This is a genomic window from Denitrificimonas caeni, from assembly GCF_905120345.1.
GTDB lineage: Bacteria > Pseudomonadota > Gammaproteobacteria > Pseudomonadales > Pseudomonadaceae > Denitrificimonas > Denitrificimonas caeni_A.
This window is the reverse complement of the sequence record NZ_CAJHOA010000004.1, coordinates 52,194-67,036: the sequence shown is the minus strand read 5'-3', so window position 1 is coordinate 67,036 and position 14,843 is coordinate 52,194. Positions and strand designations below refer to the sequence as shown.

The 14,843-nt window shown below is 47.3% G+C and carries 12 protein-coding genes and 1 tRNA gene; 11 read left to right on the top strand and 2 right to left on the bottom strand.

Annotated elements, in window-relative coordinates:
* The first annotated feature begins 65 nt into the window (after nt 1-65).
* The 5 genes from JYJ62_RS08500 to JYJ62_RS08480 all read left to right on the top strand — a co-directional run bounded on the left by JYJ62_RS08500 (nt 66) and on the right by JYJ62_RS08480 (nt 4,248).
* A tRNA-Thr gene (locus JYJ62_RS08500) sits at nt 66-141 on the top strand.
* A gap of 586 nt (nt 142-727) precedes the next feature.
* Entirely contained in the window at nt 728-877 is a 150-nt protein-coding gene (locus JYJ62_RS08495) for a lmo0937 family membrane protein (RefSeq protein ID WP_205341781.1), read from the top strand.
* 40 nt (nt 878-917) lie between these two features.
* Nucleotides 918-992, top strand: coding sequence for a hypothetical protein (locus JYJ62_RS15970; RefSeq protein WP_420042835.1), 75 nt, complete (start codon nt 918-920; stop codon nt 990-992).
* A 152-nt stretch (nt 993-1,144) separates the two neighbouring features.
* On the top strand, nt 1,145-1,918 hold the full coding sequence (locus JYJ62_RS08485) for a nuclease-related domain-containing protein (protein WP_205341780.1): 774 nt from the start codon (nt 1,145-1,147) through the stop codon (nt 1,916-1,918).
* 122 nt (nt 1,919-2,040) lie between these two features.
* Nucleotides 2,041-4,248, top strand: a complete 2,208-nt coding sequence (locus JYJ62_RS08480; RefSeq protein ID WP_205341779.1) for a patatin-like phospholipase family protein — start codon at nt 2,041-2,043, stop codon at nt 4,246-4,248.
* Between the two features lie 120 nt (nt 4,249-4,368).
* Here JYJ62_RS08480 and yihA read toward each other — a convergent pair whose 3' ends face one another.
* On the bottom strand, nt 4,369-5,049 hold the full coding sequence (yihA, locus tag JYJ62_RS08475) for a ribosome biogenesis GTP-binding protein YihA/YsxC (RefSeq protein ID WP_205341778.1): 681 nt from the start codon (nt 5,047-5,049) through the stop codon (nt 4,369-4,371).
* Between the two features lie 231 nt (nt 5,050-5,280).
* On the opposite strand from yihA, the gene JYJ62_RS08470 reads away from it, so the two are divergent.
* The 6 genes from JYJ62_RS08470 to JYJ62_RS08445 all read left to right on the top strand — a co-directional run bounded on the left by JYJ62_RS08470 (nt 5,281) and on the right by JYJ62_RS08445 (nt 12,491).
* The gene (locus JYJ62_RS08470; protein WP_205341777.1) at nt 5,281-5,886 is read left to right on the top strand and encodes a c-type cytochrome; all 606 of its coding nucleotides are present in this window, start codon (nt 5,281-5,283) and stop codon (nt 5,884-5,886) included.
* A 220-nt stretch (nt 5,887-6,106) separates the two neighbouring features.
* Nucleotides 6,107-7,297, top strand: coding sequence for an NnrS family protein (locus JYJ62_RS08465; protein ID WP_205341776.1), 1,191 nt, complete (start codon nt 6,107-6,109; stop codon nt 7,295-7,297).
* A gap of 457 nt (nt 7,298-7,754) precedes the next feature.
* Nucleotides 7,755-8,876 carry a Re/Si-specific NAD(P)(+) transhydrogenase subunit alpha gene (locus JYJ62_RS08460; RefSeq protein ID WP_205341775.1) on the top strand — a complete coding sequence of 374 codons (1,122 nt, stop codon included), beginning with the start codon at nt 7,755-7,757 and terminating at the stop codon, nt 8,874-8,876.
* A gap of 14 nt (nt 8,877-8,890) precedes the next feature.
* Nucleotides 8,891-9,202: an NAD(P) transhydrogenase subunit alpha gene (locus JYJ62_RS08455; protein ID WP_205341774.1), complete on the top strand. Its 312-nt coding sequence runs from the start codon at nt 8,891-8,893 to the stop codon at nt 9,200-9,202.
* Nucleotide 9,203: 1 nt separating this feature from the next.
* Nucleotides 9,204-10,655, top strand: a complete 1,452-nt coding sequence (locus tag JYJ62_RS08450) for an NAD(P)(+) transhydrogenase (Re/Si-specific) subunit beta (RefSeq protein WP_205341773.1) — start codon at nt 9,204-9,206, stop codon at nt 10,653-10,655.
* A 327-nt stretch (nt 10,656-10,982) separates the two neighbouring features.
* Nucleotides 10,983-12,491 carry a succinate CoA transferase gene (locus JYJ62_RS08445; protein WP_205341772.1) on the top strand — a complete coding sequence of 503 codons (1,509 nt, stop codon included), beginning with the start codon at nt 10,983-10,985 and terminating at the stop codon, nt 12,489-12,491.
* Nucleotides 12,492-12,635: 144 nt separating this feature from the next.
* Here JYJ62_RS08445 and ppk1 read toward each other — a convergent pair whose 3' ends face one another.
* A complete protein-coding gene (gene ppk1, locus JYJ62_RS08440) occupies nt 12,636-14,843 on the bottom strand; it encodes a polyphosphate kinase 1 (protein WP_205341771.1) in 2,208 nt (735 codons plus the stop codon).

Below are 14,843 nucleotides of genomic sequence, written 5' to 3'. Positions count from 1 at the left end.
TAGAATTAAAAATATTTACAGAAAGGCTTTACAAGGTGCTTTGAATCTATATAATAGCCGCCATTGCCGGTATAGCTCAGTTGGTAGAGCAACTGACTTGTAATCAGTAGGTCCCGAGTTCGACTCTTGGTGCCGGCACCAAACAAACAAAGCCTCGCAGAAATGCGGGGCTTTTTTGTATCTGCTATTTGAGTTTTGGCATCGCTCAGCACGTCGTGCACATGACATGTTTGCTGTCAAAATGCTAAGCTCACAGCTTCTTACGCTGTACATCTTTGCGTAATATTTTTCTCACCTCCTTCGTCGCCCCTTCCTGAGAAACACCGATACTGCCATCTGTGAAGCGCGTTTTACGCTTGAGCTTTTTGATGTGCATTGTCTACGTTTTGTTTTTTACTCCTCTCATGTTGAGTCGTCATAAGAAATAACACTTGACATTAGAGGAGTGAAAGGTGGTTATGAGTGTGTTGATACTAGTACGTAAGTTATAGTAAATAGTTTTTGAACAATATAAAAAGATCATGGTCTCACTAGTAAGTGGGTTTAAACGAGTTAAAGCGGATTTTTATTTTCGTGAGAACCTAACGCTAAAACTAAAAGAAACGAAATAGAAAAAGGTTTGCTAAACAAAAGGGACAGTTTGAAAACTAACAACAATTTATTGCCGCTGTTGTACCGCTGAGTCTGGCGTTCGGTGGTAACAACGAACAAAGGAAGGATACAAACTATGTTATATACAATTGCATTGGTACTTATCATTTTATGGTTTTTGGGATTGGTTTCGTCCTATACCATCGGTGGATTTATTCACATTCTCTTGGTCGTCGCAGTCATTATCGTCTTGCTGCGTGTGATTAGTGGCCGAAAGCCGCTTTGACCTCCAGACATTAGGAGCGTAGATAAACAAAAGTATATCTGTGGTACTACTTGTCCTTGGTGTAGTTCTGGTTTTATGGGGCGAGAGCATTATGGAGTCCTTTAGTTCTGGTTGACGGTCTCGTTGCCGTAATTGTTTGGACGTTTGCGCCGCAACAAGTAATATTGCCTGCTACCTAAAATGTACGGTGAACTCCTCGAAGGGTTGCCGTACATTTTTTATTTCTGGCGCATATATTTCATATGCAGTGTTAGGTTGTAAAAATTAATGAGCTATTCTCCAGCCGCATATGCTGTTCTGCAGGCATTGTACGGGCTGATCCCTATTGTACTGATTATAGGTTTCCTCAAAACACGTTGGTTTAAAGGTGTGCTTGGTGAAACTATGGTCAAGTTTGCTGCTAAAATTCGACTTCCTGCCGGCACATATCACCCTATTCACAATATAACCTTGCCGACACAGGAGGGTTCGACGCAGATAGATCATATTTTTGTATCTCGCTTTGGTATCTTTGTTGTGGAAACGAAAAATATAAAAGGGTGGGTTTTTGGCGCGCAAAATCAAGCACAATGGACTCAGCAACTCTTTAATACATCGTTTAAATTTCAAAACCCTCTGCGCCAAAATTACAAACATATTATGGTCTTGAGAGCGACGCTTGACGTGCCGTCACGGGTTATTTATTCGGTTGTGGCTTTTGTCGGTCGCAGCACGTTTAAATCGGCGATGCCTGCTAACGTTACACGTGGGTGGGGTTACATAACCTATATCAAGTCATTTCGCGAGGAGGTGCTTTCGGAGGCTGAAGTGCAGAGGGTTTTGGCTACCATTCAGTCCGCGCGTCTTGAGCCGACGCGGGCAACAAACCGTCGGCATATTAAACAGCTGAAGAAACGCTTGCATCCGAGCGCTCAGAAAAAGTGTCCGAAATGTGACCGCAGCATGGTTCTACGCACCGCTCAACGCGGAAGCAATATAGGCCGCTCATTTTGGGGCTGTTCGGCTTATCCAGCCTGTCGAGCTGTGCAAAGTATGACCTAGTGATACTAGGTTTATAACGAGCAGAGCTGATGTTTAACTAATGTGTTGTGCTCATGCATAGTGCTGCGTAACTGCTAGACTTATTTTATTAAACATGACCGCGCTGTTGTGAGATGAAGTATATGCATCGATTTTTAAGCTGGTTTGCCAGTATTCTTATCTTTTCTATAGCCACTGCAACCCTTGCTGAGCCTGTCGTTGACGCTGAGCGCGAGCGCGTTGGACTGGTGTTGTCTGGTGGTGCTGCGCGTGGTTTGGCGCATATTGGCGTGCTTAAGTCTTTAGAAGAGCAAGGCGTGACTATTGATGCGATTGCCGGTACCAGTATGGGGGCGGTGGTTGGTGGCTTGTATGCCGCGGGTTATCGGGTTGCTGAATTAGAAAAGCTGGCGACTGACTTGGATTGGCAGCAAGCATTGTCGGATGCGCCACCGCGTGAGGATATTCCCTTTCGACGTAAGCAAGATGATCGTGATTTTTTAGTCAAACAAAAACTCAGCTTTCGTGATGATGGCAGCTTAGGTTTGCCGTTAGGCGTGCTACAAGGGCAAAACCTCGCGTTGTTATTAGAAAAACTCTTTGCCCGTGCCGGTGCGATAGAGGATTTTGATCAGTTACCTATACCGTTTCGAGCGGTTGCCGCAGATATCGCTAGTGGTGAAGCGGTGGTGTTTTCGCAAGGGCATCTGGCTTTAGCTGTGCGCGCAAGCATGTCTATTCCGGCGGTATTAACCCCGGTTGAAGTGGATGGTCGTCTATTGGTGGATGGCGGTATCGCTAATAATATCCCAGTGGATATTGCTCGACAGATGGGCGTTGATCGGGTCATCGTTGTGGATATTGGTTCGCCCTTGGCCTCCACAGAATCGTTGCAAACGGTATTCAATATCCTAAATCAGTCGGTGGCCTTACTCACGAGGCGTAACTCTGAGGCGCAATTGGCGACATTACAGGCGCACGACATTTTAGTGCAGCCAACATTGAGCGGTTTTGCTGTGACTGATTTTTCCCGTGCGCAAGATATGATGGATGCCGGTTACCGCGCGACTGATGCGTTGCAATGGCGTTTTGCTGGATTAACTCAGCCTCTGCAAGAGCAGCCAAAGATACCCAGTAATGCTAAAAAAATTAAAAATGCACCATTGATTAGCGCGGTACGTATCCAAAATACCTCGAAAGTCGGTGATGAAGTGATTCGCTATTACATCCGACAAACGCTTGGTGAGCCGTTGGATATTGAGCAGTTACAAAAAGATATGGGGACGCTGTACGGCTTGGAATATTTTGATCGAGTAGAGTACCGTTTGCAGCCTGAAAAGGATGGTCATGCGCTAGTAATCAATGCCTCTGATAAGCGCACCGGCACTGATTATTTACGTTTAGGTCTTAATTTGTCGGATGATTTGCGCGGCGATAGTGTCTTTAATATTGGTGCTAGTTTTCGGATGAACGGGATCAATCGTTTGGGTGCGGAGTGGCTTAGTCGTCTGCAGATGGGTGACCACCAAGAACTCTATACTGAGTTTTATCAGCCGTTGGACATAGGCTCACGCTACTTTCTCTCGTCCTGGCTGCATGGTGAAGTGCGTAATCTTAAATTTACCGAAGCGCGTGCGCCGATTGCAGAATATCGACTGCAGCGAATACGTTATGGTTTTAATTTAGGTCGACAAATTGCCACCAATGCGGAAGTGCGTTTTGGTGTGGGGTCAGGTTGGGGGAATGCTGATGTGCGCATTGGTGACCCTGCTTTACCCGATTTTAGTTTTAAAGAAGGTTATTACCAGCTGCAATATGCGTTTGATAGTTTAGATAATGTTAATTTCCCACGTAGTGGCGAAGAGCTGCGCCTTTCTGCCACACAACATGCTACTGAATTGGGTTCCGATGAGCGTTACCGACAGTGGTTGATAGAGCTTAATAAGCCTCTAAATTGGGGCGCTAATACTTGGATTGTGGGTGGGCGTTATGGGCGAACCTTGGATGCTAAGGAAGTTGTGACCTCAAGCTATCAAATCGGTGGTGCGCAGAAGTTATCGGGTTATCGCGAAAATGCTTTAGCGGGGCAGAATGTCAGTATTGGTCGCCTAATTTATTATCGCCGTTTAACGCCAGTGCGTTCTTTTTCACTGAGATTGCCGGTATATGCCGGTTTATCTCTGGAGCGTGGCCGGGTATGGAATCAGGCTAACGACTTAGACAGCGATTATATCAATGCGATGAGTGTGTTTGTTGCGGTGGATACCCCATTAGGGCCGCTGAACTTAAGTTATGGCATTAATGATGACGATGAAAGTGCCTTATATCTGAATTTAGGGCGTAGCTTTTAGTTGAGTGACGATGGTTTTTAACATCGCTGGCGCAGTAGGCTGAGTTAATCCGTTTTATGATCAAATGGGCTGGCGCTGCAGGGTCAAAGTCACGACAGTGCAGCGCCGCTGGCTGATGCCTTATGACTCTAGAAAGTCATCTTCGTCGTCATCATCTTCATCTGTTAGGTCAGAGTCGGTTGGCTCGAGTAGCTGCAACCATCCCGCTAAAACATACTGTGCTTCATCAATACCAATGCGCTTGGTCGAGGAGAACAATTGGATGCTGGCGGTATCACCCCATTTCTGCTGTATATCTTTTTGCGTTTTTAACAGAGCGGCTTTACTTGCACCAAAAGTCATCTTGTCAGCTTTGGTGAGCAAAATATGCATGGGCATACGGCTGCCTGCCGCCCAATCCAGCATTAAGCAATCAAAAGGTGTAAGAGGATGACGGATATCCATCATCAACACCAAGCCCATTAGACTGTTACGACTACCGAGGTAGGCTTCTAAGTGACGCTGCCAGTGCAGTTTTAGCGGAATAGGTACTTTGGCATAGCCATAGCCGGGTAAGTCCACTAAACGCCGATCTTCGTCAAGACTGAAGAAATTGAGCAGTTGTGTACGACCCGGGGTTTTTGACGTGCGCGCTAAGCTGGCGCGGGTCAGAGTATTGAGTGCGCTGGACTTGCCTGCATTCGAGCGACCTGCAAAGGCGACTTCGTAGCCTTCATCTTCAGGACACTGCTCAACACGAGCCGCGCTGGTGAGAAAGCTGGCTTGTTGGCACAGGCCAATAATGGGGTTTTTAGGCTGCATAAGTTATCCAAGTAAAAAGTGCTGCAAGAGGTTCGTTTCCGTTTCAGTCTGAGCAGTATATAATGCTTCGGATTGTAAGTGCGTATTGCTACTGGTCAATTTGTAAAGGTTGTCTGTGTGGTAGATTGTGGTACTGTTTGCATAATTTATAAGCGCCGAGATTAGTCGGATCAGCATAATGACTGACTAAATCTGGGGAAAAATAACGTTTAGCCGTAGTTGGAAGAGCTGATGAACAAACTAATTGTAAGTCTGTTGTTGACCTTAGGCATCAGTGGTTTAGCCCATGCCGCTGGAGATGCAGTTGCAGGTCAAGGTAAAATTGCTATGTGTTCTGCCTGTCATAATGCTGATGGAAACAGCATGATACCAAACTTTCCCAAGCTAGCCGGTCAAGGCGAGCGTTATTTGCTTAAGCAAATGAATGACATTAAGTCTGGTCTGCGTCCAGTGGTAGAAATGACCGGTATGCTCGATGCCATGACTGAGCAAGACCTTGCAGATATTTCTGCTTGGTACTCAAGTCAGAAAGGTACTGTCGGTGCAGCTGATCCTGCTGTTGTTAAGCAAGGCGAACAGCTTTTCCAAGGTGGAAAAATTGCTAATGGCCTGCCTGCCTGTACCGGTTGCCACTCGCCTAATGGTGCTGGTATTGATTTAGCAGTTTACCCAAAACTCAATGGACAGCATGAAGCGTATCTTGCTAAACAGCTGACGGATTTCCGTGAAGGCGATCGTAGCAATGATGGTGATGCAATGATAATGCGTTCAATCGCTGCCAAGCTGAGCAATAAAGATATTAAAGCCTTATCAAGCTACATTCATGGCTTGAATTAATAGCTTAGCCTATTAATAAAAAACCGCCCAGCAGCTCATTTGCTCGGCGGTTTTTTTATGTCTGTGCGTTGTGCAGGCTGCATACGCTTAAAGAAAAGATATTCTTCTTGATCCTGATCTAGCAATAATTCTTATTAACAGGTCTATGCTGTACCTCATAGAGCACACGTATGCTCTACCGGTAGGTAAAAACCTGCAGGCAGGGTTGAGGAGAATGATTGTGAATGTAATTGATCGGCGTCAGGCGTTAGCTATTACGCCTTTTTTCCGCTTAGGCTTTCGGCCTTTTTTCTTGTTTGGCAGCGTTTTAGCAATGCTGGCGATTCCTTTGTGGATTATGGGTTTAAACGGTTGGTTTGCTGATTGGCAACCGACTGGTGGTTGGTTGTCGTGGCATCGACATGAGTTGTTGTTTGGTTTCGCTGCGGCGATTATTGCCGGTTTTTTGTTAACGGCGGTACAAACTTGGACTGGGTTTCCAGGGCTCTCAGGTAAGCCGTTGATGGTGTTGACTGCGCTCTGGGTTGCTGCGCGCGTGGCTTGGCTGGTCGGCGCGCCAGTCTGGTGCGTAGTGTTATTGGATGGTTTGTTTTTGCCGCTGGTGGCCGCACAAATGGCGCGTAGTGTCTGGCCTGTACGACAGGTACGTAACTATCCGCTGGTGGTGGTGTTAGTGCTGCTGGCCATCGCGAATGGCGTCACCTTGTATGGTATTGCTACTGGCAATGATCAGTTGCAACGTCAAGCCACTGTCGGCGGGGTGTGGTTTGTCGCAGCACTGATGAGCATGATTGGTGGGCGAGTGATCCCGTTCTTTACTCAGCGTGGCTTACTACGTAAAGACGGTGTGACGCCTTGGCCGACGTTAGACTGGGCTATATTAGTGGGTACTGCATTGCTATCAGTGACCTTGATGTTGGGTTGGGCCATGCAGACGAATAGCCTGATTGGGATCGCTTTTTTCGGTTTAGGTGTTGCCCATCTGATCCGCATTGTACGTTGGTATGACGCGGGTATTTGGCACGTTCCTTTGCTGTGGTCTTTGCATATTGCTAATGCGTGGATCGGTGTGGCATGTATAGCAATGGCGTTGTGGCACTTTTCAGTGCTGGCCAATATGAGTCTTGCGGTGCATGCGTTAACTGTTGGGGCGATGGGTGGTTTGATTTTAGGCATGATTGCTCGTGTGACGCTGGGCCATACTGGGCGGCAACTAGAGCCACCAAAATATATGACGTGGGCGTTTGTTCTGTTTAATCTCGGCGCGTTATCACGTGTGGTGTTGGTCGATTGGGCGTATATGCCAGGTTTGTGGCTGGCGGCGACTTGCTGGGCGCTGAGTTTTGCTGCGTACGTTTGGGGCTATGGACCGATGCTTTGGCGAGCGCGCGTGGATGGCCATCCAGGCTAGTTTGGCAGGCAGTTTTAACCTTGTTACTTAAAAAAACCACCTTCGGGTGGTTTTTTTATACCGATAAAAGCGCGCTAGATAGACAAGAGGCTCTTGCAATTGCCTATCTTTCACAAAGTACGCCATCTCTAGCGCTATTCAGCGCTGATTTTCAGAGTGATTAGCGCTTAGCAATAAAACTTTAGTTTTATTTGTCGAGGCTTTATGTTTAAAATAATAGTACTTAGACTTAATAACAACAAAAAGTCATAGTGTGAATATTATACAAGTACCGTTTCGGTGTGCGATCTTTAGTGTTGCAGCCATAGGTATCAAGCACTCGCTGCTTGACCACTTCACGCTTATTCATTGATGCACTTATCCAGTGTTCAACTGCTTGTTGGCTTTGAGGCGCGTACAGCGACATGCCATTCGTAGTGTGTCGCCTACTATTTATAAAAAATGCAGGAGACATGTCGTGCGTATTGGTATTCCAAGAGAAACACAGGTCGGTGAGTCGCGGGTAGCGGCAACCCCTGAAACGATAAAGAAACTGATTAATCAAGGTCACAGCATCACTGTTGCGAGCGGAGCGGGCTTGACCGCCAGCATTGCCGATCAAGCGTATGCTGAGGCTGGTGCAAGCATTGCCAGCCAAGAAGATGCTCTAGCTGCAGATATCGTTCTTAAAGTGGTGGCCCCGAGTACTGCTGAGCTTGAGTATATTCAGCCTCAGGCTGTCGTTGTCGGGATGCTCAACCCTTTTTGTAATGCCACCATTGCCGCGCTCAATGCACGACAGGTGACGGCCTTTGCATTGGAAGCAGCGCCGCGTACTTCGCGAGCACAAAGCTTGGATGTCCTTTCTTCGCAAGCCAATATTGCTGGCTACAAAGCGGTGTTGCTGGCGGCGCATTATTACCCCCGCTTTATGCCCATGCTGATGACGGCTGCAGGTACGGTTAAAGCGGCGCGTATTTTAATTCTAGGTGCTGGTGTTGCTGGTTTACAGGCGATTGCTACGGCTAAACGTCTGGGTGCGGTGATTGAAGCCTCGGATGTGCGTCCTGCAGTGAAAGAGCAAATTGAATCCTTGGGTGCAAAATTTGTTGATGTGCCCTTTATTACAGATGAAGAGCGTGAATGTGCCGAAGGTGTCGGTGGTTATGCCCGCCCTATGCCGGCCTCGTGGATGGAGCGCCAAGCACAAGCGGTGCATGAGCGTGCGAAACAAGCCGATATTGTCATTACTACGGCGCTGATTCCTGGCCGTAAAGCCCCTACTTTATTGCAAGCGGACACGGTTGCAGCGATGAAGCCTGGTTCCGTGGTGATCGATCTGGCGGCTGCACAAGGCGGTAATTGTCCATTAACTGTGGCTGAGCAAGTGATCAGCCATAACGGTGTGACCATCGTTGGCTACACCAATCTAGCTGCGCAGGTGCCTGCTGATGCCTCGGCTTTGTATGCGCGTAATGTGCTGGATTTTTTAAAGCTGGTGATTGCTGAAGACGGCCAGTTCCACCTTAATTTAGACGATGACATCGTGGCGGCTTGTTTAATGTGCCATGCCGGCGAAATCATCCGTAATAACGCTTAATAGAGGGTGCATAGATGGACATTGCTGACGGTATCTACAATTTAATTATTTTTGTGCTGGCTATTTATATCGGTTATCACGTGGTTTGGAATGTGACACCAGCCTTACACACGCCCTTAATGGCAGTCACCAATGCGATTTCCGCCATTGTGATTGTTGGCGCGATGTTGGCCGCTGCGTTGACAGTGACGCCCTTGGGTAAAACCATGGGTACCTTGGCTGTGGCTTTAGCGGCAGTGAACGTATTTGGTGGTTTCTTAGTGACACGCCGTATGTTGGAAATGTTTAAGAAGAAGGCTGCTAAAGCGCCCGTGGAGAAAGGATAAGATGAGTATGAATGTAATCACGATCTTTTATTTGATCGCCTCTGTGTGCTTTATTCAGGCGTTAAAAGGTCTGTCGCACCCAACATCCTCTCGACGTGGCAATCTGTTTGGCATGATTGGTATGGCCATTGCTGTACTGACCACGTTGGCGCTGATTATGAAACTCAGTGTGCAGCTGGCTGATGGTGGCAGTCTTGCGCAAGGCATTGGTTATGTTTTGGTAGGCCTGTTAGTCGGTGGTACTGTTGGTGCAGTGATGGCTAGACGTGTCGAAATGACCAAAATGCCAGAGCTGGTTGCCTTTATGCACAGCATGATTGGTTTGGCTGCGGTATTTATTGCCATCGCGGCGGTAGTCGAGCCGCAATCTTTAGGGATTGTTGCGCACATACAGGATGCGATCCCGGCGGGTAACCGTTTGGAATTGTTCTTGGGTGCCGTTATTGGTGCGATTACTTTCTCCGGCTCGGTGATTGCCTTTGGTAAGTTGTCGGGTAAATACAAGTTCCGTTTGTTCCAAGGCGCGCCAGTCTCCTTTAAAGGCCAGCACTTGATTAATTTACTGCTGGGTCTGCTGATTGTGGCCTTGGGTCTCTATTACACCTTGAGTGGTAACCTCACGGCCTTTGCTGTGGTGGTGGCGTTAGCCTTTGTGATTGGCGTGCTGATCATTATCCCGATTGGTGGTGCAGATATGCCGGTCGTCGTGTCGATGCTCAACAGCTATTCCGGTTGGGCAGCAGCAGGGATTGGTTTCTCGCTGAATAACTCGATGCTGATTATTGCCGGCTCTTTAGTGGGCTCCAGCGGTGCGATTCTCTCGTACATTATGTGTAAGGCGATGAATCGTTCGTTCTTTAATGTGATCCTCGGCGGTTTTGGCAATACGCCAGGTGCTGCGGTGAGTGCTGAGCAGCAAGAGCAGCGTCCGGTCAAATCAGGATCATCGGATGATGCAGCATTTTTGCTGACCAATGCCGATACTGTCATTATCGTGCCAGGCTATGGTTTAGCTGTTGCCCGTGCGCAGCATGCTTTGATGGAACTAGCTGAGAAGCTGACACAGCGCGGCGTGACAGTGAAATATGCTATTCACCCGGTGGCTGGGCGCATGCCCGGACATATGAACGTGTTGTTGGCTGAGGCAGAAGTGCCGTATGAGCAAGTGTTTGAGATGGATGATATCAACTCTGAATTTGGCCAGGCCGATGTGGTATTGGTGCTTGGCGCCAATGATGTCGTTAACCCTGCGGCTAAAACTGATCCACATTCGCCAATCGCAGGAATGCCGATTCTTGAGGCGTATAAGGCGAAAACAGTGATCGTCAACAAACGCTCAATGGCTAGTGGTTATGCCGGTTTGGACAATGAATTGTTCTATATGGACAAAACCATGATGGTGTTTGGTGATGCGAAAAAGGTCATCGAGGATATGGTTAAAGCAGTCGAGTAAGCTGGTTTTTTAACAGGCTGTTGTTTTAGACTTGCCCTAGCGTAGTGACTCTGCGCTGGGGCATTTTTTTATGCATGTTTTTCAATGTTGTTGTAAGGTAATGCGCAACGAGGACGCGGTCAGGATTGAATGATTAAAAGTCCTGCCAAAATCGACCTTAGTATAGCTGTTAAAAAATCTTATAGGCATAGAATGTTGGGATATAGTCAAAGCATCTGAAGTGTGGCGATGTGCAGTGATTGCCTCTGTTAACGCTCAGAAAAGCAGATATTATCAAGGCTGCTAGCCGACATATTTCAACAACAAAAACTCTCTAAAGGTGGTTGCATGAGCACTGATTTAAGTAAATTTATCCGTAATAAAGCGTTTTTAGATAAAGTCGTTACAGCAGAAGAAGCAGCCACATGGATTGAAGACGGCATGACTTTGGGTATGAGTGGTTTCACCCTGTTTGGTGAGCCAAAACTATTCCCTAAAGCCTTGGCTGAGCGCGGCAAAAAAGAAAAATTTAAAGTTAACCTGTTCACTGGCGCATCAATGGGCCCAGCAGCTGACCAATCGATGGCTGAAGCAGACATCATTAACTTGCGTGTTCCGTATCAAGGTAATGCCGTTCAGCGTAAAAAAATCAACGCGGGCGAAATTTTTTACATCGACCAGCATTTATCTCATATGGCTGAGTCCATTCGCCAGGGGACTTACCCAGCGATTGATTACGCAATTATTGAAGCTGCAGCGATCACTGAAGATGGTGACATCATCCCTACCGGTTCAGTGGGTAACTCACCGATCTTCTTGCAAACTGCTAAGCATGTGATCATTGAATTAAATATCGCCGCGCCACGTGAATACGAAGGTATGCACGATATTTATATGCAAACTCCAGCGGGCGAGAATACCCGTGAAGCAATTCCAATGTTTGAAGTGAGCAAGCGTATTGGTACGCCGGGCATGAAAGTAGATCCTGCGAAAATCCGCGGTATCATTATTTCTAGCGAAGCTGATATTCCATCGCCACTGTTTGAGCCAAACGAAGAAACTCAGCAAATTGCTAATAACTTGCTGGCGTTCCTAGGTGAAGAAGTTAAAGCCGGTCGTTTAACTGAAAGCCTCGCGCCGCTCCAGTCTGGCGTTGGTTCAGTAGCAAACGCTGTGCTTAACGGCATGAAAACTTCTGGTTTTAAAGACATCATCGTTGCCTCTGAAGTACTGCAAGACGGCGTCTTCGATCTGATTGATGCTGGCGTAGTGAAATTCGCTGCGGGTACCGCACTATCATTGTCTGCCAAGCGTGTCGCAACCTTAGGTAAAGACCTCGCTAAGTACAAAGACAAGATCGTCTTCCGTCCACAAGAAATCTCTAACCACCCTGAAGTGATTCGTCGCTTAGGCATTATTTCGTTTAACACAGCGCTAGAAGTTGATATTTACGGTAACGTAAACTCAACGCACGTTGGTGGTACGCATATGATGAACGGTATTGGTGGTTCAGGCGATTTCGCTCGTAATGCGCGCATCACTATTTTCGTGACTCAGTCGACGGCTAAAGCTGGCAAAATCTCAGCAATCGTGCCGTTTGTTGCTCACGTTGACCACACTAACCACGATGTTGATGTCATCATCACTGAGCAAGGCTATGCAGACTTACGTGGCCTAGCGCCAACTCAAGCGGCAGAGCGTATCATCGAAAACTGTGTGCACCCTGACTACAAACAACAAGCACGTGATTACTTGGCAGAAGCCAAAACACGTGGTGGTCAAACGCCACACAACTTGGAAAAAGCCTTTTCATGGCACACCAGCTTAGCTCAAAACGGTACGATGTTACTGAAATAAGCCGATGTAATTGGAGCATCCCACGCAGATGCTCCTTTGCTTCAGTGAGCTTAAGTTAAATAAAAAAGGCAGATGCTTTAAGCACCTGCCTTTTTTTGTGTGCGCTTTAGCGTCTGCTTGAGGCAGTCACTGGTTAGCGCTGCGCTAGAGTACTTCAATCAGTGGAATGCTGAGCTTTTCTAACAGCAGAGTTTGTGCATTACAGACCTGTTGCTCATCGCGAGGCTGCAGATGTTGGTAACTACCATCGCTGTGTAACAGCCAAGCATGGGTGTTGTCAGTGAGGTAGGTGTGCAGTTCTTTTTTAACCCGTGAAATGAGCTTTTTACCTTCTAATGGAAAGCAGGTTTCGATACGTTTATCGAGATTGCGCTCCATCCAGTCGGCACTGGAGAGCAATATTTGTTCGTCAGCGTCACTGTTCAGAAAGTAAAATACGCGACTGTGCTCCAGTAGTTGACCAATAATTGAACGCACTTGAATATTGTGCGAAACGCCAGGGATGCCTGGGCGTAAACAGCACATGCCGCGCACAATTAAATCAATTTTTACCCCGGCCTGACTGGCTTTGTAGAGTGCTTTGATCATGCGAGCGTCGGTCAGTCCATTCACTTTAATAATAATGCGTGCGGCTTTGCCTTCGCTGGCATTGTTGGCTTCACGAGCGATTAAATCCAGTAGCGTTCTTCTTAGGGTAAACGGCGCATGGAATAGCTTTTTCATCCGCAAGGTTTTACCCATGCCGATTAATTGATTAAACAGTTTGGAGACATCTTCGCAGAGTTCAGGGTCAGCGGTGAGTAAACTGTAATCGGTGTATAGACGCGCATTGCCAGCATGGTAGTTGCCGGTGCCAAGATGTGCATAACGAACAAAATTACCGTTTTCACGACGTAAAATAGAAACGATTTTTGCATGAGTTTTAAACCCTACTACGCCGTAAATCACTACCGCGCCAGCCGCTTGTAAGCGACTGGCTAGCGCAAGATTTGACTCTTCATCAAAGCGTGCCCGTAGCTCAATCACTACCGTGACTTCTTTGCCGTTGCGCGCCGCGTCGACCAGCGCATCTACGATTTCTGAGTTGGCGCCGGCACGGTACAAGGTCTGTTTGACTGCGAGCACATTCGGGTCTTTCGCCGCACCGCGCAGTAAATCAATGACTGGAGTAAAGGACTCAAATGGATGATAAAGCAAGATATCTTGTTTTCGGATCGCTTGAAAAATATTCTCGCTGTTTTGTAATGCTTTGGGAATGGACGGAGTAAAGGGTGGAAACTGTAAGTGAGGGTGGCTTTCAAGGCTGGTCACGCTAAATAAACGTGTCAGATTGACTGGGCCATTAACTTGGTACAGCTCAGCGGTGGATAAGCCAAATTGACTGAGTAAAAAATCGACTAAAGGTGCGGGGCAGGTATCCGCCACTTCTAGACGTACAGCATCACCAAAGCGCCGCGAATACAGCTCACCACGTAGCGCGCGAGCTAAATCTTCGACGCCTTCAGCATCGACGGCTAAATCAGCATTACGGGTCAATCTAAACTGATAGCAACCTTTCACACTCATGCCATGAAATAAATCATCAGCATGGGCGTGAATCATTGACGATAAAAAAACATGATTGACCCCAGGGCCACCGACTTCTTCAGGAATACGAATAATGCGGGGTAGTAAGCGCGGTGCTGGCAAAATCGCTAGGCCAGAATCACGACCAAAAGCATCCACGCCCTCCAACTCAACAATAAAGTTAAGACTTTTATTGACCAGTAACGGGAAGGGATGGGTTGGATCAAGACCGATCGGGGTGATAATTGGTGCTATTTCTGCGTCAAAATACTCTTTGACCCAGGCTTTGATTTTATGGGTCCAGTAACGACGGCGAATAAAGCGAATGTCTTGCTTGGCCAGTTCTGGCAGTAATACCTCATTGAGGATTTGGTATTGGCGATCAACTTGCTCATGTACGACCTCAGCAATCCGCGCTAAGGCTTGATGCGGCTGTAGACCATCAGCATCCGCTTGTTCACGAGCAAAGGTGATCTGTTTTTTCAGTCCAGCGACACGAATTTCAAAAAATTCATCGAGATTGCTGGAGAAAATAAGCAGAAACTTTAGACGTTCTAAGAGCGGCGTTGACTCGTCCAGCGCTTGCTCTAAAACGCGAATATTAAACTGCAGCTGTGAGAGTTCACGGTGTATATACAAGCTGCTGTCATCGAGATTAGTAATCGGCGCTAGAGCAACGGAGGACGCATCGGTAGCAGCAGGCGCATAGGCTGCAGAGGTTGCAGCTGTGCTCTCACTGTCTTGCTCAGCACTCTGTACTGTCTGATTTAGTCCTTCGTTGCTCAT

Bases quoted from the DNA above. Each gene is read 5' to 3' on its own strand.
- JYJ62_RS08495 (WP_205341781.1), top strand. From the start codon at position 728: ATGTTATATACAATTGCATTGGTACTTATCATTTTATGGTTTTTGGGA.
- JYJ62_RS08485 (WP_205341780.1), top strand. From the start codon at position 1,145: ATGAGCTATTCTCCAGCCGCATATGCTGTTCTGCAGGCATTGTACGGG.
- JYJ62_RS08480 (WP_205341779.1), top strand. From the start codon at position 2,041: ATGCATCGATTTTTAAGCTGGTTTGCCAGTATTCTTATCTTTTCTATA.
- yihA (WP_205341778.1), bottom strand. From the start codon at position 5,049: ATGCAGCCTAAAAACCCCATTATTGGCCTGTGCCAACAAGCCAGCTTT.
- JYJ62_RS08470 (WP_205341777.1), top strand. From the start codon at position 5,281: ATGAACAAACTAATTGTAAGTCTGTTGTTGACCTTAGGCATCAGTGGT.
- JYJ62_RS08455 (WP_205341774.1), top strand. From the start codon at position 8,891: ATGGACATTGCTGACGGTATCTACAATTTAATTATTTTTGTGCTGGCT.
- JYJ62_RS08450 (WP_205341773.1), top strand. From the start codon at position 9,204: ATGAGTATGAATGTAATCACGATCTTTTATTTGATCGCCTCTGTGTGC.
- JYJ62_RS08445 (WP_205341772.1), top strand. From the start codon at position 10,983: ATGAGCACTGATTTAAGTAAATTTATCCGTAATAAAGCGTTTTTAGAT.
- ppk1 (WP_205341771.1), bottom strand. From the start codon at position 14,843: ATGAGCAACGAAGGACTAAATCAGACAGTACAGAGTGCTGAGCAAGAC.